At 54.5% G+C, this 24,227-nt stretch carries 23 protein-coding genes; 7 read left to right on the top strand and 16 right to left on the bottom strand.

Going from position 1 to position 24,227, the window contains the following annotated elements; translation table 11 throughout:
* Nucleotides 1–61: 61 nt before the first annotated feature.
* Together RBB80_RS10105 and RBB80_RS10100 are read right to left on the bottom strand one after the other, a co-directional pair.
* A complete protein-coding gene (locus tag RBB80_RS10105; protein WP_433968060.1) occupies nt 62–1,780 on the bottom strand; it encodes a GMC family oxidoreductase in 1,719 nt (572 codons plus the stop codon).
* A gap of 146 nt (nt 1,781–1,926) precedes the next feature.
* Nucleotides 1,927–3,018, bottom strand: a complete 1,092-nt coding sequence (locus RBB80_RS10100) for a GlxA family transcriptional regulator (protein ID WP_433968059.1) — start codon at nt 3,016–3,018, stop codon at nt 1,927–1,929.
* Nucleotides 3,019–3,441: 423 nt separating this feature from the next.
* Here RBB80_RS10100 and RBB80_RS10095 point away from each other — a divergent pair, with 423 nt between their 5' ends.
* Both RBB80_RS10095 and RBB80_RS10090 read left to right on the top strand, forming a co-directional pair.
* Entirely contained in the window at nt 3,442–4,569 is a 1,128-nt protein-coding gene (locus tag RBB80_RS10095) for a sensor histidine kinase (RefSeq protein ID WP_433968058.1), read from the top strand.
* Entirely contained in the window at nt 4,494–5,312 is an 819-nt protein-coding gene (locus RBB80_RS10090; RefSeq protein ID WP_433968057.1) for a response regulator transcription factor, read from the top strand. Before RBB80_RS10095 ends, RBB80_RS10090 begins: the two co-directional genes overlap by 76 nt.
* A gap of 63 nt (nt 5,313–5,375) precedes the next feature.
* Here RBB80_RS10090 and RBB80_RS10085 read toward each other — a convergent pair whose 3' ends face one another.
* From RBB80_RS10085 to RBB80_RS10065, 5 genes are all read right to left on the bottom strand, one after another.
* A complete protein-coding gene (locus RBB80_RS10085) occupies nt 5,376–5,507 on the bottom strand; it encodes a hypothetical protein (RefSeq protein ID WP_433968056.1) in 132 nt (43 codons plus the stop codon).
* Nucleotides 5,508–5,711: 204 nt separating this feature from the next.
* Nucleotides 5,712–5,921, bottom strand: coding sequence for a winged helix-turn-helix domain-containing protein (locus RBB80_RS10080; RefSeq protein WP_433968055.1), 210 nt, complete (start codon nt 5,919–5,921; stop codon nt 5,712–5,714).
* Entirely contained in the window at nt 5,825–6,301 is a 477-nt protein-coding gene (locus RBB80_RS10075) for a response regulator transcription factor (protein ID WP_433968054.1), read from the bottom strand. Before RBB80_RS10075 ends, RBB80_RS10080 begins: the two co-directional genes overlap by 97 nt.
* 279 nt (nt 6,302–6,580) lie before the next feature.
* Nucleotides 6,581–8,413 carry a hypothetical protein gene (locus RBB80_RS10070; RefSeq protein ID WP_433968053.1) on the bottom strand — a complete coding sequence of 611 codons (1,833 nt, stop codon included), beginning with the start codon at nt 8,411–8,413 and terminating at the stop codon, nt 6,581–6,583.
* Nucleotides 8,414–9,383: 970 nt separating this feature from the next.
* Entirely contained in the window at nt 9,384–10,007 is a 624-nt protein-coding gene (locus RBB80_RS10065) for a carboxypeptidase-like regulatory domain-containing protein (protein ID WP_433969606.1), read from the bottom strand.
* A gap of 562 nt (nt 10,008–10,569) precedes the next feature.
* Between RBB80_RS10065 and RBB80_RS10060 the strand changes: the two genes are divergently transcribed.
* Both RBB80_RS10060 and RBB80_RS10055 read left to right on the top strand, forming a co-directional pair.
* Nucleotides 10,570–10,890: an alpha/beta fold hydrolase gene (locus tag RBB80_RS10060; RefSeq protein ID WP_433968052.1), complete on the top strand. Its 321-nt coding sequence runs from the start codon at nt 10,570–10,572 to the stop codon at nt 10,888–10,890.
* 125 nt (nt 10,891–11,015) lie between these two features.
* On the top strand, nt 11,016–11,363 hold the full coding sequence (locus tag RBB80_RS10055) for a ferritin-like domain-containing protein (RefSeq protein ID WP_433968051.1): 348 nt from the start codon (nt 11,016–11,018) through the stop codon (nt 11,361–11,363).
* An 852-nt stretch (nt 11,364–12,215) separates the two neighbouring features.
* On the opposite strand, the gene RBB80_RS10050 is transcribed toward RBB80_RS10055, so the two are convergent.
* The 9 genes from RBB80_RS10050 to RBB80_RS10010 form a co-directional block, all read right to left on the bottom strand.
* Complete coding sequence (locus RBB80_RS10050) at nt 12,216–13,868, bottom strand: c-type cytochrome (RefSeq protein WP_433968050.1); 1,653 nt, start codon at nt 13,866–13,868, stop codon at nt 12,216–12,218.
* 51 nt (nt 13,869–13,919) lie between these two features.
* A complete protein-coding gene (locus RBB80_RS10045; RefSeq protein WP_433968049.1) occupies nt 13,920–14,213 on the bottom strand; it encodes a DUF1259 domain-containing protein in 294 nt (97 codons plus the stop codon).
* A complete protein-coding gene (locus tag RBB80_RS10040) occupies nt 14,123–14,824 on the bottom strand; it encodes a DUF1259 domain-containing protein (RefSeq protein ID WP_433968048.1) in 702 nt (233 codons plus the stop codon). Before RBB80_RS10040 ends, RBB80_RS10045 begins: the two co-directional genes overlap by 91 nt.
* Nucleotides 14,825–14,833: 9 nt before the next feature.
* The gene (locus tag RBB80_RS10035; protein WP_433968047.1) at nt 14,834–15,760 is read right to left on the bottom strand and encodes a YncE family protein; all 927 of its coding nucleotides are present in this window, start codon (nt 15,758–15,760) and stop codon (nt 14,834–14,836) included.
* 168 nt (nt 15,761–15,928) lie between these two features.
* Nucleotides 15,929–18,016 (bottom strand): TonB-dependent receptor, encoded by a 2,088-nt coding sequence (locus RBB80_RS10030; RefSeq protein ID WP_433968046.1) that lies wholly within the window; start codon nt 18,014–18,016, stop codon nt 15,929–15,931.
* Nucleotides 18,017–18,153: 137 nt separating this feature from the next.
* On the bottom strand, nt 18,154–18,492 hold the full coding sequence (locus RBB80_RS10025; protein WP_433968045.1) for a carboxypeptidase-like regulatory domain-containing protein: 339 nt from the start codon (nt 18,490–18,492) through the stop codon (nt 18,154–18,156).
* Between the two features lie 32 nt (nt 18,493–18,524).
* Nucleotides 18,525–19,820 carry a sensor histidine kinase gene (locus RBB80_RS10020; RefSeq protein WP_433968044.1) on the bottom strand — a complete coding sequence of 432 codons (1,296 nt, stop codon included), beginning with the start codon at nt 19,818–19,820 and terminating at the stop codon, nt 18,525–18,527.
* Nucleotides 19,821–19,941: 121 nt separating this feature from the next.
* Nucleotides 19,942–20,625 carry a response regulator transcription factor gene (locus tag RBB80_RS10015; RefSeq protein ID WP_433968043.1) on the bottom strand — a complete coding sequence of 228 codons (684 nt, stop codon included), beginning with the start codon at nt 20,623–20,625 and terminating at the stop codon, nt 19,942–19,944.
* Between the two features lie 106 nt (nt 20,626–20,731).
* A complete protein-coding gene (locus RBB80_RS10010; RefSeq protein ID WP_433968042.1) occupies nt 20,732–21,352 on the bottom strand; it encodes a class I SAM-dependent methyltransferase in 621 nt (206 codons plus the stop codon).
* A gap of 83 nt (nt 21,353–21,435) precedes the next feature.
* On the opposite strand from RBB80_RS10010, the gene RBB80_RS10005 reads away from it, so the two are divergent.
* From RBB80_RS10005 to RBB80_RS09995, 3 genes are all read left to right on the top strand, one after another.
* Nucleotides 21,436–21,714 (top strand): metal/formaldehyde-sensitive transcriptional repressor, encoded by a 279-nt coding sequence (locus RBB80_RS10005; RefSeq protein WP_433968041.1) that lies wholly within the window; start codon nt 21,436–21,438, stop codon nt 21,712–21,714.
* Nucleotides 21,715–21,797: 83 nt separating this feature from the next.
* Entirely contained in the window at nt 21,798–23,018 is a 1,221-nt protein-coding gene (locus tag RBB80_RS10000) for a TolC family protein (protein ID WP_433968040.1), read from the top strand.
* Entirely contained in the window at nt 23,015–24,226 is a 1,212-nt protein-coding gene (locus RBB80_RS09995; protein WP_433968039.1) for an efflux RND transporter periplasmic adaptor subunit, read from the top strand. The genes RBB80_RS10000 and RBB80_RS09995 overlap by 4 nt, the downstream gene beginning before the upstream one ends.
* Nucleotide 24,227: the final 1 nt, after the last annotated feature.

The following is a 24,227-nucleotide window of genomic DNA, read 5'->3' as shown; positions in this document are numbered from 1 at the left end:
TCTTTCTTTTTGGTATGGACGGTCCGTTGAGGGTGCGAAAGTCGGAAGTTTCAATTCACTCTCAAGCCGAAAGCATTTCTGCCATACGCTCGCCGATAATGACGCACGGCGCATGGGTATTCCCTGTGGTGACTCGTGGCATGATGGAGCCGTCGGCCACCCTGAGGTTCTTAACCCCATAGACACACAACTTCGAGTCGACAACGGACATATCGTCCGTGCCCATTTTTGCAGTGCAGGTCGGATGATGCATCGACATCGCTCCGTCCCGAATAAGCGCGTCGAGCGCTTCGCCGTCTACATCGCCCGGTAGAATCTCGCGTTTCCTGAAGGGGCGCAGCGCTTCCGAGTTCCCGATCTCGCGACATAGTTTTATGCCAACTCGAAGCGCGGCGATGTCCCGTGGATCGCTCAACAAATTCGCGTGAATTGCGAGCGCCTTGTGAGGATCGGCGGATTGGAGGCGCAGAAAGCCGCGGCTCTCGGGCCTTACCAAGCCCGGCGAGATCGACCACGTTGCGGGTACAGCGAGTTTGCCCGTCACCTCCGAGGCATAAGGTCCTTCGATATGCCAGCAATGTAGATCGGGAGTCAAAAGGTCCGAGCTACTCTTCGTCAGAAAATTAGCTTCTGCGCTATTGTTGCGTCCTGAGATCGGCTCGTCGCCCTCCCACATGGCGCTTCCGATGATCGGATGATCCTGGAGATTCTGGCCGACGCCTGGACGATGCGAGACAGTGGGAATACCGAAGCGACCGAGCTCAGCCCGATCTCCAATACCTGAGCGCATAAGGATTCCCGGCGTGTTGATCGCGCCTGCGGAAAGAATGACTTCAGTGGACGCACGGATCGTACGCGTTTCGCCTTGATACTCGAACTCAACTCCGGTTGTTGTCGCATCTTCGAAGGTGATGCGGCAGACATGAGCCCCAGTCAGTACCGTGAGATTTGGTTGGTGCATGACCGGATAGAGGTAATCGGCCGGAATATTGCGACGGCGGCCATCGCGAATTCGGACATTGGTGATGGCCGCACCCCCGTCCCCTTCCAGCAGGACTCCATTTTGATCGTCGAAGGTCGCGATCCCATGCGCAGCAGCTCCTTGCAGAAATGCATGAGCGATCGGATGAGGATCGGGTGCGGGCTGCACGAAGACATTGCCACCCGTTCCTCGGCGGGACGGATCAGCTGGGCCTTGCCAAGCTTCAATGCGCTTGTAGATCTCAAGAATATGGTTGTAGTCCCACGCACTATCGCCAACTTCCTTTGCCCAGTAGTCGAAATCGTTCTTGTGGCCCCGGGCCCACACCATGCCGTTGATGCTGCTGCCTCCGCCAAGCACCCGGCCCATGGCCTGGTGTATGGAGCGGCCATTGACGGAATCGCTGCGCTCGGCATTGAAGCTCCAGTCAAATTTTCCGCCTTCGTTGGTAAACCAAAGGACGGTCATCAAAATTTCCGGCTTGAGATCGCTTCCTCCATCCTCAAGCAATAAGACCTGTGTAGCGGGATTCTGAGCAAGGCGCCCCGCGACTACAGAGCCAGAAGCTCCTGAACCGACCACGATGTAGTCATAGCTCTTCTTCAGCGATGCTCGTAGTTGGGACTGATTCGAGGCGATTGCCAAATACCGGTCAGCTTCGGTCATCGCTGTTGGGGACTGTACGCCCAGGGATAGAGCCGCCTCAACAAATGTCGACCGCTGTATCTCGCCCTCCATGAGTTGGGCTTCGAGGAGAGTGAGTTTCTGTCCATCTAGACTGCTATTTGTGAGAATCATGTTCAATCCTTTCCGTTTTCGTCGGCGGTTGACTTGAGCTGCCTATGCTGTGCGCTCGACTTCAATCTAAGTTCGAAGTCGGATGGCAGCAATGACAAACATCCCATAATTTCTGCCATGACGATGCTAAGCCGGCTTATGCTCGCTCACGAGGCAAGCACACCAACAGTCAACCGTTGACGATTATGTCTTTTCGATCGATAGATCGAGTTCGTTGAATAGGGCTGGACTCGTTTCGTTGCCGGGCTCGATCTATTTTCGTCTCTTAGCGCTCGCCGAGGGAGTATTGAAAAACGCCGACGATAATCCCGAGGTGATATAGCCAAATGCCGTTTGAAGGTCGCGCGCATCCGTTCTTCGTCGCCGAACCCACAGCGCTGAGCGATCTCGTCCACGTCGAGTTTGGCATCTTCCAGTAAGCGGCGAGCCGCTTCTACCCGGAAAAGTTCAAGTGCCTTGGCCGGAGTCCGTCCGGTCCTGGTCTTGTAACTTCGAGCGAAGTTTCGCGGGCTCATATTCACTTGTGCTGCGAGCATATCTACAGTCAACTTCCGGTCTTGCAGATTCTTCGCAATCCACAGGTGAAGTTCATCAAAGATTGGAGAATCGGTGGTCTGCGATTGCAATAACTCGCTGAACTGCGATTGCCCTCCAGGCCTCTTCATATATACGACCAACTGCTGGGCCACCTGCATGGCGACACTATGGCCGCAGTCGTCTTGCACCATCGCCAAAGAAAGGTCGATGCCGGCGCTGACTCCTGCGGACGTCCAGATGGGATCGTCGCGCACGAAGATAGCATCTGGTTCAACCTTCAACGAGGGATAGCGCTCTCTCAGCAAAGCGCATGAGGCCCAGTGGGTTGCCGCGCGACGCTCGTTCAACAGGCCTGCCTCGGCCAGCAGAAATGCTCCTGCACAAACGGATGCCATCCGTCGCGTTTTTGGAGCAGTGACACGTAACCAGTCCACCAGTCGGCGGTCGTTTAGCGCTGGCTCCATGTCGAGCGCACCGGGCACAACGATAGTGTCGATCGCAGCGCGCGCAAAATCCGAAACCGGCACGGTGGCAATACCGACCCCTTCCGCCGTGACAATAAGACCCCCGTCAATGCTAACTGCGCAGAAAGAGTAGCCCGGCCTTCCTTGCTGCTTCATAAATAAAGATGCTGACCAGAAGACAGTCGTCGAACCACTCATGTCGAGCAGTCCCATCCCCTCGAAGGCCACAAAAAGCACAGTCCGGGAACCTGTCTGTTGTCGACGTGTTCTTGGCAGAAATTCTGGGATATTTGTCATTGTGGCCATTCAATCTTACGCCTAAATTAAAAGTCTAATGCGATGTCGGCTTCGCCCTGATCTTCGCTCTGGCGAACACTTTCATCAGGCGTCTCGTTGATCGAATTCGCCGATCGCATTCAGTCCCATACAGCCTTCAGAACTACTCAGGTTTTTCGTTTCGCGAAGCCCAAAGTGATTACACTTCAGAATCAAATTAGGAGGTCGAAAATAGTCCATATAAAAGTCATATGAGAGCCGGTGCATCGATTCAACTATGCCCTGGAAATGTATGTGATGCAGACGCCCTTCCCCTAACCTGAGATCAGCATGCCGCAGTCGATCAGGATTCTCCGAAGTGCCGAATTATTCCTTTCCAAAAGCGTGATAAGGCGAACTCTGGCATCGAGCACCTTCCTTGCTCTCCTCGTGCTCCTGCTGGCTCCTCTCCAGGGCATGGTCAACACAACGACAATCGGATTTGCCCTGCTGCTCGGGGTGCTGTTTACGGCCATTCACATGGGGAGCAGAGCAGCCATCGCCGCATCTGTTGTGGCAATGCTCGGCTATAACTTCTTTTTCCTTCCTCCGATTCTGACACTGACGATCACTGATCCGCAGAATTGGGTTGCCCTTGCAGCCTTCACGGTCACGGCTCTTGTCACCGGCCAACTTTCCGCGAAAGCAAAAGAGAGGACGCTAGAAGCGTTGGCTGCCAAGGAAGAGATTGAACGGCTTTATATGGAGTTACAGGGCGCTTTCGAAAAATCCAGCCACGCAGAGGCGATCAAAAGAAGCGAGTTGATGAAGTCCGCGTTATTGGATGCGGTGACGCATGATCTGATGACTCCTCTGACGTCTATACGCGCGGCGGCGAGCACGCTGCGGAAGGCCGAACGGACGAGCCAGACACTCGATCCTGAACTTAATCGCGAACTCATCGAACTGGTGGATGAAGAGAGCTCCCATCTCGATCAGATCCTCAAGGGATTTATGGAACTGGCACGCATCGAAGGGGGCGATCTGCTGCTTCAGACTACCTGGGGGGCGCTGAACGAGGTAGCGCAAGCGGCTGTCAAACGCGCTCAGGCGTTGCTGGTGAAGCACCGTGTCTATGTCGATATTCCGGATACTCTTCCACTGATGCACATCGACGTACGAGCCCTGGCCGAGGTGATTTACACGCTTTTGGACAACGCGAGAAAGTATTCGCCGGACGCATCTGCAATCAGCATCACGGCTCGACAGGTCGAGGGAGACGTCGAGGTTTCGGTTTCGGATCAGGGGAGTGGAATTCGGACGGACGATCTGGCGAGGGTTTTCGAGAAGTTCTATCGCGGGAAGGACACGAGGAATTCCAGAACGAACAGCCCGGGCGGTCTGGGGATCGGTCTGTCGATCGCGAAAGCAGTTGTAGAAGCGCATAGCGGATCGATATGGGTATCGGAGAGTTCGCCGTTAAAAGGAACAACCATGACATTTCGCATACCTATCAAGGAGGACGAGGAATGAACGGCCCCAATATTCAGAGAGCGTCCCCTCGGAACAAGATTCTGGTTGTCGATGATGAACCCGCGATCACCAGAGTTCTTCGCGCCAGTTTTGTCGCGAATGGTTACGACGTTCGGACGGCGCACGACGGTCTTTCCGGCTTGCACGTGCTAGAGGATTGGGGGCCGGACCTGATCGTTACCGATCTAACAATGCCCGATATGGACGGCGTCGAACTATGTAAACGGGTACGAGCTGCCTCTCTTCTTCCGATCATTTTGCTGTCGGTGCGCGAAGATGTGGAATCCAAGATCCGTGCTCTTGACGCTGGCGCCGACGACTATGTCACAAAGCCCTTCAGCATCGAGGAACTTCTTGCTCGGGTTCGCACTTCTCTCCGCAGATTGGAATCGATACGCGCTCTTGCTTCTCAGCCAGATCAGGAAGAAGCGATATTGCAGGTGGGGGATTTCAACGTCGACCTGCTAAAGCGGCAGGTTAGCATCCAGGATCGAGAGATCAAGCTGACGCCAAAAGAGTATGACCTCCTCCTCTTTCTTGTAAGAAATGCCGATCGCGTCCTGACGCATTCTGTCATCATCCATTCGATCTGGGGGCCGCACAGTACACACCAGCCGGAATATCTAAGGGTACTTGTCGCTTCTCTGCGAAAGAAGATTGAACCGGACCCGCTTCGTCCGCGCTACCTGCTTACCGATCCCTGGGTTGGCTACAGGCTGACTTCTTCTGAAGAAGAAGGTTAGTGGGAAAAAGGCACAACACCAGTTTGTGGAGTTAGCAGTGACAAGAATTCGACGCATGATCCTTTAGGCCAGGTGCAGGGCTGTAATAAACAAGTCAATGAGCTTGATGCCGAGAAACGGCGCTCCGAATCTGAACATTGCCGGAATGATGGCGAAGTATTTGGCTACATCATTGGCGATGGAGAAGGTGGTCAATGCGCCACGTCGGAGCTCAGGGGCAACTGATCATGCCGAGCTGCCATCCGGCAATCGATCAACGTGATGGCGGAACAATCACACTATTGCGATTACGGATCTGGATCGTCTTACAAGGGCGAAAATGTCCATGTAAAGTCGTAAGTATTTCGTTTTTTCTGGCATCCTCCAAGCCACCCGAACCTGGCCATCAGACAGGATTATTCATTGCGTTGCTGCGGTATGTGCGGCACGAAAGAAATATCCAAAATGAGAGTGCGTCATCAGATAAACCGGATGTGCCGGGTCATCCTCAAGCTTTTTGCGTAAGGTACTAATCAACACACGCAGATGCTCCCGCTGGCTACCACGTTCCGGCCCCCAAAGTAAGCTCTGTAACGAAGAATGCGTGACTGGTTTACCGGCCTGTGCCATGAGTATGTGGAGCGCACGGAACTCAAGGGGGTGAGGAGTATCTCGTTGCCGGATTTTTCAATGATTAATTTGTCCGGATCGAGCCTGATTTCTCCGACAGCCACGCAGCCGTTAGTGCCGATGGCAGACGCATGAAACCGACGAATGGCGGATCGAAGTCGAGCGGTCAATTCGCGTTCTGAAAAAGGATTGACAACATAATCATCGGCTCCTGCCTCCAGCGCATTCACCTTGGAGTCTAGAAGATCAGAGTCGCTCAGGATCAGAATGGGGATGCGGGGATGGAACCTACGGAGTTGACCGCAGGTCTCGATCTCTTCTCCTACCTGCTTCGAAAAGCCCAAAAGAATGGCATCGTAATCAACCATCCGCAAGCGCATAAGCGCGTTGTCACCAGGGAAGCCTCACCTGGATCGAATCCGGAGGCCTCAAGGGTCCTCCTTAATTGGGAGCGTTGCGAGGCCTCATCAACGACGACAAGAACCTTATCCAAATTGTTATTCATCGGTTGAGCTCATCTGCATTTTCGTTTCATAGACGATGCGCCTTTTTATTGGAGTCGCCACTTGCTGCCGAAAGGAGTTATTTGAAGTGGCCAACCTATCGGTAGCATCCGATAGGTTGGCCATCAGGCTTTCTGTAAATGGCTAAGCGCTCAACTAGAAATCGATACGAAGCGCCGCCTGTCCGGTACGATTTCCCGCATTGTTCGCCGTCTGCACCGACTGCAGCACACCAAACGTACTGGGATTGCTTACGTCTGTGGCTGGTATGGCGAAGTTGGAGTGATTGATGATGTTAGTAAATGTTGATTCGAAGCGCATCTTGATTCCCTCATGCAAGGTAAACACCTTGGCGAGGCCACCCGCGACAGCAATGGTTCCGGGAGCTTCGAGAGAACCGACTGCGGCGTTCCCGGTCTGACCAGGCTGAGTGCTGGTGGTGAAGGCGTTGATGTTGAAGTAGTTGGAATTGCTGCGATGAGCAGGAGTTGTGGAAACGCCAGGCACTCGATCCGGACGCGCCGTCGTTCCGCGTTGCGAAATGCCAACACCGGACGTATCGTTGCTTGGGCTCATCGTTGGAGTCAGCCATGGACCGGTCTGGAGGAGTGAGATGGTATTCACATTCCAGCCGCCGAGAGCCTCATTCACGAAGCCGTGCCTACTGCTCCACGCACGACCCCGGCCGAACGGGAGTTCGTATGTTCCCGTAGCCAGAAAACGTTGACGCGGCGTACCCTCGGCGTTGCCCCGAAGCGCATTGATGTGGAATCGATCTGAAACAGCGAAGCCATAGTAGCTTTCAATGGCGAAGCTGGTGGGCGCGTCTCCCTGCACATCGCTCAGACTCTTCGTCCAGCTATAGTCTCCCTGGAAGGTCAGGCCATGCGACATGCGATGCGTCACTCCCAGTTGCAATGAGTGATACGAGGTGGAACCAAGGTTTGCAGACTGGAAGATCTCCGACCAGCTCTGGAATGGTGCGCGGGGATCGACCCATCCGCCCGCCGGGACGTTATATCCTTGGGTGTTTTCAGGGATCTGATTGAGATCAATGGTTACATTTTGCCGGTGTCCTTCCATTCCTACGTAGCTAATGCGAGCAGCCGTAGAAGACGTGATCTCTCGTTCGACCGTGAGATTCCACTGGATTACCTCAGGGTCACGATAGTTGGGAGCGTCGCCCTGCTCCAACTCGCCGCCGCCATACTGAACGGATTGGCTTGGAGTTGAAACCAGTGGGAACTGGAACTGTGGCGTTCCGTTGTTATTGTTCTGATACGTGTGAACAGAGGCAGTAGGATTGCTCGACATATTGAAGGCTAGCGGTCCGAGATTGCTTACAGTAAAGACCCCAAATCCAGCGCGAATTACAGTCTTGCTATCCGAAAAGGGACGATAAGCAATACCGAGACGTGGATCAAAGTTGTACTTGTAATTCTGCCTCAGGCTTTGCGGCATATGAGCCTGGCTTGCCGTCTGAAAGTTCGAGCATGCCAGATTCATGTTTCTTCCTGGCAGCGTGCATGAGTTGAAGGACTGCAGAAAGGCAGGGACTGCTCCAATACCGTTCGCCAACCTGTCCGGAATAATGACTGTGTTCGTATCCGGAAGGAAGTTCGCCATGTTGCCAAGCTGATCCTGGAAGCCTGGAAGATATTCATACCGAAGTCCGGCATTCACCGTGAGATGGCTGTTGACCTCCCACTGGTCCTGACCATAGAAGCCATATTGGTGCGCCGTTCCATCGTCGCGAGGACCCGTAACCGCGAAATAAGTGATGTTAGGCAGTCCTAGCAGTAGGTCACCGAAGGAGCTGCCGGTGAAGACATTTTGATTGAAGGTGAACTGACCAAAGTCGTCGGATGCTGTCTCCAGCGATGGAGTAACGTAATTGACGATACGGTAGTCAACTCCGGCGCGAATGGTGTGATGGCCACGGCTAAGAGTGATGTTGTCCGTGAGTTGTTTCGTGTTCGACTCCCCCACACCGGTAATGTCTCGACCGATAGTGGAGAATCCGCTTCCATCGGAGAAGTTAATGCTGGGAAAGCCCCTTGCGTTGGATGGTTAGTGGTGTTGATCTGTCCCGGTCCGGTACCAGTCTCGAATCCCAACCCATTCAGCGCCTGAGTTCCCTGAATCGGAAAATTCGGATTGATCAAAGAATGTGTGAAGCCAAAACGAAACTCGTTCACAATTCTGGGTGTGATCGAATAGTTGTGTGAGACTAGGAAACTCCGATCGTGTTCCACGTCCTCATCGTTTGGAAGCAACTGGTTGTACACGTTAGTCAGCAGGTTCTTCCAGCTGATACGCGCATAAACCTGCTGTTTGCTGTTAATGTTCTGATCGATACGGGCATCGAATCCATTGCTGTTGCCAGGAATCGGAACCAGAGCCTGATAATTGAAAGCGCCCGTAAGACCGGGTGTGGGTAGCGGATAGTACTTATTTAACAACGACAGGGCGACCGGGTTGATGCACCGGGTAGGAATGAAATTATTCGTAAAGGCCGTGCCAGCACATGTAGATCCTGCAGGAAGCGGATTGGTAAGCATACCACTTGCATTTCCAATGGGAAGATCACTCAAATCCCCCGCGCGTTGCTGGGCAGTTGGAACCACCAGGAATTCTGGGGTAGAAGTGCTCCTGCGGTTGCCTTCGTAGTCCACGAAAAAGAATGTCTTGTCCCTGCCGTGATAGAGATGCGGAATCGTAACCGGGCCGCTCAGGCTGAAGCCAAAGTCGTTATAACGCTTTGGTGCCTTGGTGTCGAAACCATAAATCTTCGCATCGAGAGCATCGTTCTGCAGATATTCAAACACGCTGCCGTGAAGCGCATTCGATCCGCCTTTGGTGGTAAAAGTAACATCACCAACCTGGGCGAACTCTGCGCTGTTGTTGAAGTCAGTAGCCTTGACCTCGGCTATGTTTTCCTGCGAAGGATACGCGTTCTTCAACGCGCCATTGTGGAAGATATCCGCAGTCGAAATACCATCGACCGAGTAGTTGACCATGTTCGCTGTCGCACCAGCCAGAGCAATGTTTCCCTGATTATCCTGCTGTACGTTTGGTAGGAGAGAGGCGAAGATAGAGGGCTCGATGTCGAAGCGCGTGAGTTCAATGGCAACTGCACTATCGCTGCATTGTCTTTCGACGAATCGAGTGTGGCCTTGTCTGTGCTGATCATCGTGGCGCTGGCCGAGACTTCGACGGTCTGCTGACTTTGCAACGTCATCACGACATTGACTCGAGCGGTCTGGCGTGGCGCAAGGTCAAAAGCAGTGACCTTGGCATCAGCGAAACCGGTAACCCGGGAAGCAACGGAATACCGTCCCGGTTTGAGGTTGACAAACTGAAAGTCCCCTGTAGGGCCTGAGGTTGTTACGCGGTCGCTATTGTCATCTTCGCTGTGCAACGTTACTGCTGCTCCAGGTACCACGGCCTCGGTTACATCCTGTACCGTTCCGACAATACTGCCAAATGTGGATTGAGCACGAGATGATGCCACCAAAACGAATGTGAGCAGGAACACAGCCCACGCCGTCCTTGGAGCGTTGGAAAAATTACGGACATGCATTTTTGTTACTCCTTGCGCGAACTGACCAGCCGCGAATTGAAACAGTGTGATTACATCGCAAATCAGCCTTACAAGATCGAAAGAGGTTCGTATAAAAGTCATATAGTCGAACTGCAGAAGTGTTGCGTAAGCTGGTCATGCTGCCATGCGGTAGTAGGGACGGAAGAAAGAAGACGCAGCAAAGTAAAAAACTCGATTTAGCTCGAACGACGTTTGCATCGGACCTGCGTCATGAGGATGATCACATTTTGAAACGCACACTGCTCGTCATCGATGCTTGGCCCAGTTTTCCTATACCGGTAGAAGTTGTGCATGGAATTAGAGAACTAAGCGCCATCCTCCCAATTGTGGCTACGGTCGAAAAGATATGATGAATCCGCGACGTCCTTTGCCTGAGGGAAGGGGTAGGAGGAAGAACTCAACTGCTGCCGGGTTACTGGCGAGCGAGGGACGGTCAATCCGGTCAAGATCGAACAGATTGGAGTTCGACCTCACCTTGACGTGTCGCTGATGGGCGTCTTGGTGGGACGCGACTACTTCGAGACTCGTGAGAGTCTGGAGCGTGCCAACAGTAACACTGAAACCTGTGTGTTGTGATCGGCTCTGCTCCATGCATCCAAGGCTTGAGCCGGATGATGGGAAAGTATCATGTCCGGTTCTTTGGGTCGCGAATAACGCGCAACTGGAAGCCATCAAGCAGCCCGTTCTTGTAGTTAACGGCAATGACGACCTTATCGCACCCACCGTCAACTCCTATGTCCTCTACCAGCACATTCCCGGCGCCCAGCTCAGTCTTTATCCTGATTCCGGCCACGGCTCACTCTTCCAATACCACGCTCTCTTTGTCTCGCAGGTGAACACCTTCCTTGACGGAGTTCGCTAATGCCGACGATTTTCCTTCCAGTTCCGCATTAAAGCAGAGCTAACCGGAGTCACGCTCAACACACTGCTCCGTACCCGAGCCACCTCTCTCTATTCACAGGAAGTGCATTTTCAGGAGATAACAGTATGAGTAATGCAGTACACCGTCAGGATCGCGATGCTAACACGGTCGAACAAGCTCTAGCCGCCAGAGATGGCCGAATCGTGAACCGTAGAAATTTTATGATTGGAGTAGGAATGGCAAGCAGCGTTTTAGGAGTCGCACTAAGCGGGTGCAGCGGAAGCAATCCTTCGGAAGACACTGTTCTTGCCGCTGGTCCCACTGAGACGGATGTGCTGAACTTTGCACTAAATCTTGAGTTCCTCGAAGCAACCCTCTATTCCTTCGCAACACAGGGTACGGACCTGCCTGATTCCCTTATTGGAGGAAGTGGCTCCGTCACGGTTTCCAACGTCGACTCTTTGGGCTTTTGAATGAGACGAGTAGGCAGAATTGGTGCACGACACTTGGCACCTGGCGGCACCTAGGCAAGCGCGGTAGGCAAAAATGTCGCACCAACCAGGTCTCGGCTGTGCTTTTAAGTCCTTTGGATCACGGCATCGAGTAGGCGGAACTATTATTCAGTTTCAACCACCACTTGGTCCTGTACATCAATGTCGGCCACTGTGCACCACTGTTAGCCACTGTTCAAAGCTTTGGCCACTTTGACATGTATGTGATTGCAAAGATTGCGGCGATGCAGCTATGAATTCTGGCCGGGAATCCAGCCAGAATTTGTGTCAAAAACACCATAATTTGGCCAAATGGCCAGCTTATGGTGTTTTTTTCACGATAAAGCAACGCTTTCGACTTCGCATGGAAAACTTATCAGGCCGACTCGACACCTGCATCTTGGAAACGTCTCTTGGATTTAGATTGAGTTTGTGCGTGCACTCTTGTAGAGCTCTTGGAAGGCGGCTTCGAGCGTTTGAGAAGGCGACGATCCCAAAGTACATCCGGTTTGCCGAACTAACGGCGATTCAGCTTGAGGCCAACTGCGGCTTAGACACCCCGGTATACAGGGAAGATTGGCGCGGCCTTACCAGTTCGACGCGCAGCATTCATCGAACCGATGAAATGCCTGCTGTAGAAAAGCTGCCTGCCGGGGCAAATTGGAGGTTCGAGGTTTTATGTTGATCAGCACATAAGGTGTCGTAGAACAGGCTGCGAGCGCCTTAGCCTTCATTTCCAGATCCACTTCTGCATAAACATTTGTGGTGTTGACCGAGACGTGGCCTAGCCGTCCAGGTTCCAGCTCAACAAGCCGTGGAACCTACAGTCTCTCTTCATTGCCCGACTCGCCAAGGAGATGTCGTTTTCCAGGTCATCAATTCCTTCGTTGCCCAATCCGTAGACTTGTCCGTATGGCAGGACGTGCAAGGGTTCGGAATCTTGTATTTGTCTGTCATCGCCGGCGAGATGAATTTGAAGGTGTGTGAACTCACAAATGTACCGGGAACACCCTGAGTTTCGATCTTCGGCATATGACAGGCTACGCACTGACTGCCGGGGCTGCCATCCTTGTGGTGGGTGTGTTGCTCCAGAGTCGCGGTGTGTGGACCATTCGGCGACGTTGGTCCGTGACAGTCCAGGCAGAGCTTGTCTACGGGCTTTCGGAGCTGCGCGATGTTCTCGGTGCCGTGAACGTCGTGACAGGAAGCGCAAGTGACACCGTGCTCGTACATAACGCTCTGCACGAAGTCATTGCCCTGCATTCGATTCTTGTGTGCCGTCCCATCAGCGAAATGAGTGAACGTCGTCTGGCCTAATGTGATGTCCTCGAGCTTCCAATAGTCCTGAAGGTGTAGACCGACCTGGTATCCGACCGGCCAGTCGTAGGCTTTGCCCACGATCTGTTTGGTGAGGGGCTGCCCCTGTGAATGGCATTGAATGCAGGTGTCGTTCGCCGCTACGTCGTCCATCTGCGCCGGATTGAGAATATTGTTCCGCGTGGGATGGGCGACGTGCTCGCTGCCGGGACCGTGGCAGCGTTCGCAGCCGACGTTCCATTCCGTGACCTGTTTGGTGTGGATGTCATAGTTCACGGAGTGGCAGCCATCGCAAGTTGGCCCTGTAGGCCGCTGCATGTTGTCCGAAGGATAGAAGGCTGTCCACCAGTCGGCGCCTGTATCGGGGACGTGATATTTGAGCCACTTCCTGTTGTGGATGTCCCATTGCGCGGGGAGCGGGTAGTAGTCATCGCCGACCTTGGTGAAGTACCGTTGCTTCCAGATGCTGCCGTAGACCAGAGCTACTTGGTCCTTCGTAAACTTTGAGACGTTATTCGTGTTGAGATCGGGAATGATCGCATCCGGGTGCTCTCGCGGATCGCGGACCACGTTCGCCATCGGCGTCTTCTTCCAGTGCTCGTAAATGTCCGCATGGCACTTCTGGCACGCCTGCGAGCCGGTGTAGTGGGCTGATGCCAATGTATTCGCTTCGGCGGCTTTTTCGTCTCGCGTGGGAGTACGAAGGCTCCGGATGTACGCTACGAGCTTCCAGCTCTCCGCAGCGGATTCGTGGTGCGGACTGGTCATCGCGGGCATACCTGTCAATTCAACGCCATTCTCGATGATGTAGTGGATTTCACCGTCACTGAGGTTCTGTGTGGAATCGGAGTGCAAATCCGGGACACGGGGATAGACGTTGGCGCCGATGGGGGTTCGTCCACGAGCATCGACGCCATGACAGGAGGCGCATCGAGAGAGGAAGTCTTCGCGGCCCTGCTGGATCGCAGTCCAGTCATCGGCGTCCGGGTTTGTCAGGCGGCTTTCCTTCCCCGGAATCGCAAAGTCGCGGATCGATCGGGCCGCGACCGTTTCAAAGGCCGATGGCGTTGAAGTGGCACGGAAACCGTGCCACTTCAACGCACCCACACCAAGCAGTCCTATAAGGAGGACTGAAAGAAAGGCAATAATGAGAGTTTTTCGGGTCTTCATCTCTACGCTCCTCCGATGCAAACGATCTGCCTTCGAGAGACTCTACTGCGCTTACTTCACTATGGGCTTCACAGAATTGGTCTCATCCAGCGCGGCTCGTAGCCCTTGCGCCAGCTTCACCGCGTCGTCGTTTGCCCAGAAGTGCATGAAGTAGAGATGGGGTTCATCGAAAAGCATGTGATTATGCATCGCCTCAACCTCGATTCCATTAGTGCGGAGCGCGCGGATGACTGGATTGACTTCTCTTGCGAGCATCACAAAGTCACCTGAGATTGCGGCTCTGCCATTGCCTGTCGGTTGGAAATTGATTGCGGTTGCGGTCCCCATTGCGGGGGGCACAACCATTCCGTTGTCAGTGATTGTCTCCACACGCGGTATGCCGAACTGGAGAATTCCCCGTTGACTTTCCCGGAGTACCCAAGCGCCTGCTCGACGGCCTTTGTATCCAGATCGATTGGCTTTGAAGGGGAGGAAGGAGATGAGGAAGCACCTGGAGTTTTTGTCAGAGCAAGTGCAGACGCAAGCGATGAAGCAAGTTTTGCTGCGTCACCATGACCTGCGATGTGCATGTAGATGATGTGTGGCGTCTCGCCCAGAAGATGGTTGTGAATCGATGTTTGCTCAATTCCTTGCTGTTGCAGCTTCAACATAACAGGCTCGATCTCATCCTCGGTGAGGACCAGATCGCCCATTAACATCGTCTCATCTCCCATCGTCTTGAAAGCGACCCAGGAACCCAGGGCGAGTCCAGGCGCGACCGTGATACCGTCCTTCGTGACTATCAGATCCTTGCGCGGCATTGCAAATTTATAGACATCTCCCGGTTGCATCTGTCCGGATCGCCCAAGTGCGGCATCAACTGCTTTCCAACTGTTGTCCGTACCAGCTTGCTGCGCGTAAACAGGGATAGCTAGATTGGCGGCGACTAAGATCGTGGAACATAGATAAAGCTTCATTGAATATCCTTATTGTTTTGATTGCGTGGTTACGACTGGCTGCATGATTCTCAGTAGAGGGTGACCGTCTACGTTCTCCAGCGGGAAATAGACGAGGTGAGTCTTTGGATCGACCGACACTGTATGCGCGTGAGGCATCTCGAAGGAGCCGAGCAAAGTAAGGCTCTTGCGATTGTTTTGGAAGATCGTGACCGTACCCGACTCGGCGGAGACATACAGGCGCTTTAGACCGGGGTCATAAGCCAACACGTCGGGATCTTCGCCCACCTGATAGGTGGAAAGAACCTTCATCGTCTGGAGATCGACCATAGCAAGTGAGTGATTTTCTTCGCCTGCGATGAAAGCAATACGGTCGCGTGTATCCAGGGCTATCCCATGTGGGTTTTTGATCCCCGCCAGCGGTATGCGGCTGATGATCTGATTCGTCGCCGGGTCGATAACGGCAAGTAGATTCATGCCATGAACCGAGACCAGGACGTGGCCAGAGACGGAATCGTAGACGGTGTTTCCTGCGCCGCCGCCTAGAGGAATGTTGGTGATGAGCTTATTGCTCCTAGCGTCGATGACCGCATCGACCCCGCCGTGTTCATCGGAGACGAACACCTTGTTCTGCTTTGGAGCGTAAGCCAAGCCGTCCGGGTAGGTGATCGGCCCGGCGATTCCCAAAGTCTTCAGCGACTCGGTATCGACAGCAGTGACCTGATGATTCCCGGTCACGGACGCATAGAGGCGATGAATCTCGGGCGCAACGGTCACGCCATGCACCCGCTTGAAGCCGTCGAGATTGGCGACAACCTGTCTCTTCGAGGTGTCGAATACAACAAGTTGATCGGCGTTCATGTGCGCGATGTATAGCCGGCCACTCGATGGGTCGAAGGTTTGGTAGTCGAACCTCACCGCAGGGCCAGGCATCGGGACATCTGCGATCTTTTTCAAGACCTCTGTTTCGTTTTTTGCATCCTGGGAATAGCTCACTGCGGACACCACAAAGAAGCCCGCGACTAGACAGCTGGTGATCCGGCTCGACATTTGATACTTCGATCTCATTTTTTCTGACCTCGCTTGAATGGTACGGAGCAGCGGACCGTCCGCGCTCCCTCACAGCTAAAACTTGAACTCCAGATCCAGTTGCAGACGGCGCGGTGGCTGGGCTGCGACCGCGTGACCAAAGAAGGGCGAGCTCACGACGCCGACATAAGTCACATCATTCGCGTGGTTGAGAACGTTGAAAGAATTGACGGAAAGGGTGGCAACAGGCCCGTCCTTTCCAGTCTTTGTAAGAATGAAGTCGTGCGCCAGATTCAGGTCCAGGTCGATGTAGCCTGGGCCATGCATCGCGTTCCTCGGAACGCCGACTGGACGATCGATGGCGAGGCCATCATGGTTGTCATCGTTGCCCGTGGTGATGTTTACCGGCTTGCCGGAGTACAGGGAGAGTGCGGTTCCAAGGTCGAACCATTTGCCCGCTTCCAGAGTACCCAGCAGGTCAAACTTGTTGCGCTGGTCATTATCGGACCGTGACCAGTCGGAGTTCGGGAAGTAGCTATTCGCAGGGAAGTAGGTGATTCCGCTCGTGTTGTTGTATGTCTTTCCAAAGGTGTATTGAGCCTGTCCTGTGAAATAACTTACTGGCCTGCCGCGAAAACTAACCTGAAGCGAGTTGCTCTTCTGGTATCCCTCTGATTGGAGCTGTCGCTCCTGTCCAAGATTCGGATTTGGCCGCGCGATATAGTCGGGCGGGGCCGGTGCGTTCGCGTCCACCGAGCGAAACAGATCGATCCCTCTAGAACCGAGGTAGTTGATCGACAGAGAACTCTTTGCGTTCAGTTGTTGCTCGATACCTACGCCGAACTGGATGGTGTAAGGGATGCGCTGGCGCGGATCGAGCACCACAACACTCGTAGGCACACCAGCCAGCTCAGGGGCCGTAACCGGGTAAGTCGGATTCTCCAGAATGAACCTCTTAAGACGGACTCCATTGAAATGCAGGAGGTCAGAGATCGGACTGGGCCCTGTACGGTCGAAGAAGAATCCCGCACCGCCGCGAATGACCGTCGTGCCCTTTGCGGCGGGAGCATAGGCAAAGCTGAGCCGGGGTGCGAAATTGTGCGCAATATCGTGAAAGTAGTTTTGCCAGTAATAGCGGACGCCTGCCGCGACGGAGAGATTCGATCTCAATCGGATGGTGTCTTCAAAGATACCGGCAACCGTCTTTTCGAGAAAGGTCACATGCCCCTGCCCGCTTTGGACCAGATAGGAAAATGGATTGGATGCCTCATAGTCGGCGAGGCTCGCAAAGGAGTATGTGCCCGCCTGGTTGGTGAAATCGTCGAAACCGCGGCGGCTGATGTCCGGCACATCAACTCCGAACTTGATCTCCTGCTTGCCCGCCGAATACGTGACGATGTCGGTTCCGTCGAAGTGATATTCCGTTCTCCGAGCATCTGCCTGTGCTCCGCCTCCGGTGAAGGCTCCCGACACAGCTAATTGTGGATTTTCATTCAAGCTGTGGGTCTGATTATCGAAATGACCGACCAGGAAGTGGAGTTGGTTTAAGAGCTTTGGCGAGAAGACATAGGTATCTCCGACATTGACCTCATGCTCGAAGAACAGAGTGTTGGTGCCCGCTTCCTGAATGACTGTGCCGCCTACCCCCTGATTCTGTACCGTTTTGTGCTCATAGGAGTAGCCCACCCAGAACTGGTTTCCCTGGCCGTAATCATGAAAGACGCGGCCTGAAAGGAAGTAGTGATGCGTCGGATTGGGAACGTTCGCATTGATGTCTCCATCCGGGCCCGCTGCTACGACGATCGCTTGTTGGTTGTCATTGTCCCTGTCGAGCGCCAGGAGAAAGGTCGTCTTCTTGCTGTGACTCAAAGGACCTGTGAGCGATCCTTCATAGTAGGTACGCTGCTCTGATGGCTTAGTGACGGCGAATGCGTTCTGGGCATCGAAGAGCGCGTCTCGGTATAAGAAGTTTGCTGATCCGTGGAACTGTGGAGTTCCGCCTTTGGTGGTGATCTCGATCCGGGCGCGTCCGGGGCGAGAATATAGAGCAGTATAGGGGTTCTGATTGATCTTCACGCTCTGGATCGCCGACGCTGTCACGCCTGGCCCGTTCGCTTCGATACCATTGACGACAAGCGTGACTCCATTCGTGCCCGTCGCATCGGAGTCTAAGAACCGTGACATGGTTGTGATGTAATCCTGATCAAATACTGGAAGGCGATCGAGCGCATCGCGGTCAACGGTATTTGAGTCCTGGTTTTGTGAAATCTCGGTACTCACCTGCGCGGAGCTGTCAGGAGCCCTTACCATCACATCTTGATTTACCGACGCGACTGACAGGACGATGTGGATCGCCGGACGGCCCCCGAACCGGCCTTGATCGGCTGCTTAACCTCCTGAAATCCCGCTTGGGTTACGTCGATTGAGTAGTTTCCCGCAGTTATGTTCGTAAAACGAAAAGCGCCTGAACTGTCAGTAATTCCTTGCGCAACGATCCTTCCGTCCTGGGTTGTCAGACTGACTTGCGCTCCTACGATCACGGCTCCGCTGGTATCCTGCACGCCTCCCATGAGGCCGAGCGAGTTCGCGCCGCTCTGCGCCTGCGCGAGACCGATCACCGAACCAAGCAGAAGAAGAACGAAATGAAATCGACACCGCATACCACCTCTGGACGAAATAAGAGACTCGGTTCTCAGCGCACTGCCACGGACGAAACATGTTTCGGTAGACAAATTTGAAAGATTGATCCAGATCCAGGTTCAGATTGAACTTCGATCGTTCCGCCATGCGCCGAGACGGCCCATTGCGCGATTGACAGGCCAAGCCCTGCTCCTCCAGCTGCGCGTGTGCGCGATTTGTCCACCCGATAGAATCGCTCGAAGATGCGCGTGCGATGTTCGGGCGCAATGCCAGGACCGCTGTCCTCGACTTCGACAATCGCATCCTGCTCCGTCTCGTGGATGCGCAGTCGAATTTCGCCATGCTCGGGTGAATACTTCACCGCATTGTGGACAAGATTCACAAGGGATTGTCTGAGAATCGTCCGATCAGCCTTTACGGTTGTGGAACGGTTGCCATCGATCAGAATCGTCTGTTGCTTCTCCTCCGCAAGAACTTCGAGAAGCCCTACCGTCTCCCCCGCAAGATCAAAGAGGTTCACCTCAACCCGGTGCAATTGAATGCGGCCAGCATCAGCGCGAGCCATCGTCAGAAGACTGTCCACCAATTGGGTAAGGCGATTCGTCTCTTCGAGCATGCTTCCGATTGTGTCCCGGTAGTAGCTCACATCTCCTGGCATCTTCAGCGACACTTCGCCGACACTCTGTATGGCAGTCAGCGGGGTTCGTAATTCGTGGGAAGCATCGGCGGTGAACCGACGCAACTGATCGAAAGACCTCTCCAGCCGTGCCAGGGTATTGTTGAATGCAGCGCCCAGCTGACCCAATTCGTCTTTCGGGTTTTCGATTTGCAATCTCTCATTCAGCTGCTCGGCGGTAATCTGCGCCGCACGCTGCGCCATCGAGTCCACCGGCTTGAGCGCGCGAGCAGCAACCAGGTATCCAGTGAGAGCAACGAGAATTACTGTAAGCGGAAGACCGATGCCAAGGACCGTCGCCATCTCCCAAAATTCATGCCAGAGAGGTTCCTGACTGACAGCCAACCGGACGATTACCGCATTGCCATCCGCCAGACGATGAACGCGGCTGATGGAACGCAACCGCATGCCCGATGCGAGCCGGAGGGAATGTGCGTGTTGCCGATTGGAATCTGCGCTACCTGTTGGGAGCGGGCCGAGCGCCTGACCGCGCAATTGTTCACTCCGATAGAGCAGCTTGCCGTCAGCGGACCAGACCTCCAGAAGATAACCGCGGTCGAGATCGTCTTCGTCTGCCTCGCCTTCACGAGAACTGATCTGGAGCCTGCCATTCCGATCAGCGGAAAGTGCCCCTTCAACGGTCTCTACGTCTCGATGGAGGCTCGAATCCAACTGTTCCTGCAAATTGTGAAAAAGAAAATCGAAACCACACAGGCATAGAGGAGCAGTGCGACCCCGAGCAAGGACGCATAGAGAACGGTCAGGCGTGTGCGAAGATTCGCCTGTAAGAGTTTCACGAATTGTCCTCGCTCAGCGTGAAGCCGACCCCTCTCACGGTATGCAGAAGCTTGGTCTCGAATGGATCGTCCATTTTCCGGCGTAGCCGCGCGATATGCACGTCGATCACGTTGTCCAGAGGCGTTGCTCGATCCGTCTCCTGCCATACATCGCGGGCGAGCATCTGGCGAGAGACCACCCTGCCATGATTGCGGGCCAGGTATTCGAGCAGTTCGAACTCTCGCGCCGTGAGATCAATGCGATGGCCCTCTCGGCTGACGATTCTTCTGATCGGGTCGATTTCAAGCGCCGCGATGTTCAATACTCCGCCGGTCTCTGGCTTGTTGCGACGAAGGAGAGCGCGGAGACGCGCAGTTAGCTCCGCAAATGCAAATGGCTTCACCAGGTAGTCGTCAGCTCCGGCATCCAGTCCCAGCACACGATCCTCAATCGCGTCCTTTGCGGTCAGCAGAAGTACCGGTGTCTTGGCGCCCTGCTTCCGTAATGTTTCGAGCACTTCAATGCCATCCCGCCCTGGCAGCATTACGTCCAGAACAATCAGATCGAACCCCTGCGAGCTGGCATGAAAAAATCCTTCCTCCCCGGTCTGCGCCCAGGTGACTTCGTACCCTTCCGCCCGAAGTCCTTCGCACACCGCGTTACCTACTTTGATCTCGTCCTCCACGAGCAGAATCCTCACGATGCCACCTCTCTTCTATATAAGCGTATTCAGCTCTGGGGCCACTGAAGTGTTCCTGAAGATTTTCTGACTAAGAATTAAGGAATGAGTGCTGAGAAGAATGGAGTTACTGCTCCGGCAGTGGGGCCGTACTATATGAATCTGCGGCGTAGCCTTTCTTCCCAACGAATTCGACGACACCTTGATCACGGACGGGCCGCTCTCGGTGGTACATCACACGTAAGTCTGGAACGAGCGACAAAATTTCGTTTCTCTCTAGCGGATCGGTGCTGGTCGAAATGGATCTCTCATCGGAACCCCAGCGCAGGCTGGTCTTACAAAGAAGGAAACCGCCGGGTTTCAGAGCGGACATGATCTTGCCGCAGAGACTCCGGTCCAGGTGGTAGAACAGCACGATCAGGTCGAACTTTGCCGGTTCAAATTGGTATTCCGTTGCAGCTATCGCAAAAAGGTCCAGGGGCAAATCGAGTTGAAGCGCCGTCTGATGTAGCCTGCTGATCGCCACCTCGGAGATATCTACGACACTCACTCGCCATCCCCGGCTCGCCAGCCATAAGGCATGTCTGCCGAGCCCACCAGCCAGGTCCAGAACAGCCCTGGCGTTCAGGAAGGAATCCTCTACAAACTGCTTGTAGGCCGACAGGAAGAATGGATCGGGCTTGGTCAGAGAGGGCATCTCCTCCTGATACTTCTGGTCCCAATGCAATCGCTGTTCTTCGGTCTTCATGATGGGCAATTCCTGTGTTCGTGATGTGAGCGCTATTCCAAATATAATATAGGGGTGTATATTATTTTCTTTGAGAGGTGCTCATGGCCCATACCACGAAAGATAAGAAAAAGCTCTTGTCGCGTATTCGCCGCATCAAGGGGCAAACCGAAGCCATCGAGCGCGCTCTGGACGGCGAGGGAGAGTGCGAGGAGATCTTGCAGCTCGTCGCGTCTTGCCGCGGAGCGCTCAATGGGCTCATGGCCGAGCTGATTGAGGGGCATCTGCGGTTTCATGTACTCGACCCAAACCAGAAGACTCATCCCTCGCAGCTTGAGGCCGCGGACGAGCTGATGTCCGTGGTCAAACGGTATCTCAACTAGATCTTCGTGAACGTGTTGCTGGCACTCATTGGATTTGCTGCCAGAGTAGCCGTCTCTCGCAAATTCCAAGCAGGACTCTATCGATGAAAAGGCCTTTGTTGTTTGTATTTATAGGAATGCTCCTGTGGGCAAAGGTCTGTAACGGACAGACGATTCTCTCAGCCCAGGATGCAGTTGCCTATGCACTTTCTCACCGTCCGGAACTGCGGGCGGCGAACGACCGCGTCAGTGCGTCGGAACGTCTGCGCTCACAAGCTGGCCTGATTCCCAACCCGCGTCTCCTCTTCCGCAAAGAAGACTTCGTCGATCACCTCAATGTCGGAGAAAACTCTCAAACGTATTGGGAGGGATCACAACTTCTCGAAACCTCCGGTAAACGAGGAGGCCGCATCGCCGTCGCGCAACAGGGTATGGACCAAAGCCGCCTGCAGGCCGAACTGGAGCGGCGGCAGATCGTCTTGAACGTGCGCGAAAGCTACTGGAAAGCAAAGGCGGCGCAATCGCTCGCTGCCTTATATGCACAAGACTCTGACTACTTCAGGCAGGTCATCGAGTATCACGAAGCTCGCTTCCGCGAAGGCAAGATCGCGGAGGTGGACCTGTTGCGAGTACGCCTGCAAGGGGAACAGATTCGCGCTGCGGCGGCGAACGCAAAGCTCGACTCCGAGAAGGCGTTGTTGATGCTGGCGCAGGAAATGAACACCGCTCCGAACAGTTCGTGGCTGCTCTCCGAGGGCTTCGAGACGCTGGAGGAACCGAGGCCCCTCCCTCCCGGAACAGACGCCACTTCGACGCGAGTCGAAGGCCAGCTTGCCCAACAGGCGATTGTGGGAGCGGAAGCACAGACGCGGTTGCAAAAGGCAAACGGCAGGCCCGATCTTCTTCTCACTGGCGGCTATAAGCGAGACGTGGATATCGATACGCCTGTGGCCGGTGTGCAGTTCGATCTTCCCCTCTTCAATCGAAATCAGGGAGCGGTCGCGGCAGCGCACGCGGAGGAAGACGCGGCGCGAGAGGACTATCAGGCCACGCGCAACCAGCTCGCGGCTGAACTCGAATTGGCGCACCGGGAATATGAGATGCGACGTGACCAGTATCTTCAGACGTTCAAGCCTCTGCGGGAGCAGGCTATCGAAATCTCGGATATAAGCCGAGCGGCCTATCAGGCCGGAGGACTTGATCTGCTTCGGATGCTCGATGCGGAACGGGCGCGCGTAGACGCGGAACTCAGCTACGTGCGGGCATTGGAAGGCTTTCATCTCAGCGTTGTCGCGCTGAACTATGCGGAAGGAGTGGACCAGTGAGGATTACAAAAGCAGCCGCATTGATATGTGCGATGACGTTCTGCCTGCTATGCGGATGCCATCGCCCACAAAAGGATACGACGGGCGAAGCGGCCACTACAGCCCAGAGCAAAGGTGCGTCGGACGAGGTGACGCTCTCGACGCAGGCACAGGCCGAACAGAAGATCGAAATTGCGCCAGTCGAGTTGGGGAGCGCCGTTGTGAACCAGCGTGCCAAAGGCCACATCGCTCTTCCAGATAACGCAACCTGGCGCGTCGGCGTTCTCGCCGAGGGTAGGGTCGAAAAGGTGTATTTCAACCTCGGTGACTTTGTGCGGAAGGATCAGGTGCTTGCCCGGATGCACAGCCATGACGTGCATGAGACGCGGGCGGCTTACGACAACGCCGTAGCCGAACGCTCACGCCTCCAGGCCGCCGCAGCTCTGGCCGAGAAGAACTACGAGCGCAGTCAGCGGCTCTACACACTGAAGGCTGAATCGGTCTCGCAAGTCGAGACGTCGAAACAGGAGTTGGTGAACGCCCAGAGTGCGACCCGTGAGGCCGACAACGACGTGCATCGTGAGCAGGCCCACATGGAGGAGATCCTTGGGATCAAAGCCGACGCGGCAGCAAACGAGTCGGGCGACGCCGATCTCATTCCTATCAAAGCCCCCGCAAGCGGGCGGATTTTGCAGAAAAGTGTAACGCCTGGTTCTACCCTCTCGACTTCCACGGACGCTTTTGTCATCGGCGATCTCAGCCGGTTGTGGATGTTGGCCTCGGTCGATACTGCGACCTTGTCCAAGTTGCATGTTGGGCAGACGGCGACGGTTACATTGCCGGACGTGCCGGACGCAACCTACACCGGAAAGATTACGAATCTCGGTCAGGAGTTCGATCCGGTGACTCGACTAATACAGGTACGCATCGAGATCAGAAATCCAGACAATCATCTTCGTCCCGAGATGCTGGCGAGTGCCGAGTTCGCAGCGGGAGCAGGCAGCTCCGCTGTCCTAGTACCGCAAGAGTCGATTCAACAGGTCAATGGACAGGACGTCGTCTTTGTACGCCTGGCGGCGGATCGGTTCAAAGTGCAAACGGTACAGACAGGCGAAAACGTGCGTGGCAACGTCCGCATCCTTGAGGGGCTAAAGCCGGGTGAACAGGTCATCACCCACGGCAGCTTTATCGCTAAATCGCAGCTTCTCAAATCCACGATCGGAGACTAGG

The sequence above is a fragment of the Tunturiibacter gelidiferens genome (genome assembly GCF_051013345.1).
In the GTDB taxonomy this organism is placed as follows: Bacteria; Acidobacteriota; Terriglobia; order Terriglobales; family Acidobacteriaceae; genus Edaphobacter; species Edaphobacter gelidiferens_A.
Note: the sequence above shows the minus strand (reverse complement) of the source record. Positions and strands in the feature narration are given on the sequence as shown.

Bases quoted from the DNA above. Each gene is read 5' to 3' on its own strand.
- RBB80_RS10010 (WP_433968042.1), bottom strand. From the start codon at position 21,352: ATGAAGACCGAAGAACAGCGATTGCATTGGGACCAGAAGTATCAGGAG.
- RBB80_RS10000 (WP_433968040.1), top strand. From the start codon at position 21,798: ATGAAAAGGCCTTTGTTGTTTGTATTTATAGGAATGCTCCTGTGGGCA.
- RBB80_RS10080 (WP_433968055.1), bottom strand. From the start codon at position 5,921: ATGGCACAGGCCGGTAAACCAGTCACGCATTCTTCGTTACAGAGCTTA.
- RBB80_RS10030 (WP_433968046.1), bottom strand. From the start codon at position 18,016: ATGTCACGGTTCTTAGACTCCGATGCGACGGGCACGAATGGAGTCACG.
- RBB80_RS10050 (WP_433968050.1), bottom strand. From the start codon at position 13,868: ATGAAGACCCGAAAAACTCTCATTATTGCCTTTCTTTCAGTCCTCCTT.
- RBB80_RS10075 (WP_433968054.1), bottom strand. From the start codon at position 6,301: ATGCGCTTGCGGATGGTTGATTACGATGCCATTCTTTTGGGCTTTTCG.
- RBB80_RS10040 (WP_433968048.1), bottom strand. From the start codon at position 14,824: ATGAAGCTTTATCTATGTTCCACGATCTTAGTCGCCGCCAATCTAGCT.
- RBB80_RS10045 (WP_433968049.1), bottom strand. From the start codon at position 14,213: ATGGTTGTGCCCCCCGCAATGGGGACCGCAACCGCAATCAATTTCCAA.
- RBB80_RS10090 (WP_433968057.1), top strand. From the start codon at position 4,494: ATGGGTATCGGAGAGTTCGCCGTTAAAAGGAACAACCATGACATTTCG.
- RBB80_RS10055 (WP_433968051.1), top strand. From the start codon at position 11,016: ATGAGTAATGCAGTACACCGTCAGGATCGCGATGCTAACACGGTCGAA.
- RBB80_RS10025 (WP_433968045.1), bottom strand. From the start codon at position 18,492: ATGCGGTGTCGATTTCATTTCGTTCTTCTTCTGCTTGGTTCGGTGATC.
- RBB80_RS10005 (WP_433968041.1), top strand. From the start codon at position 21,436: ATGGCCCATACCACGAAAGATAAGAAAAAGCTCTTGTCGCGTATTCGC.
- RBB80_RS10065 (WP_433969606.1), bottom strand. From the start codon at position 10,007: ATGCATGTCCGTAATTTTTCCAACGCTCCAAGGACGGCGTGGGCTGTG.
- RBB80_RS10105 (WP_433968060.1), bottom strand. From the start codon at position 1,780: ATGATTCTCACAAATAGCAGTCTAGATGGACAGAAACTCACTCTCCTC.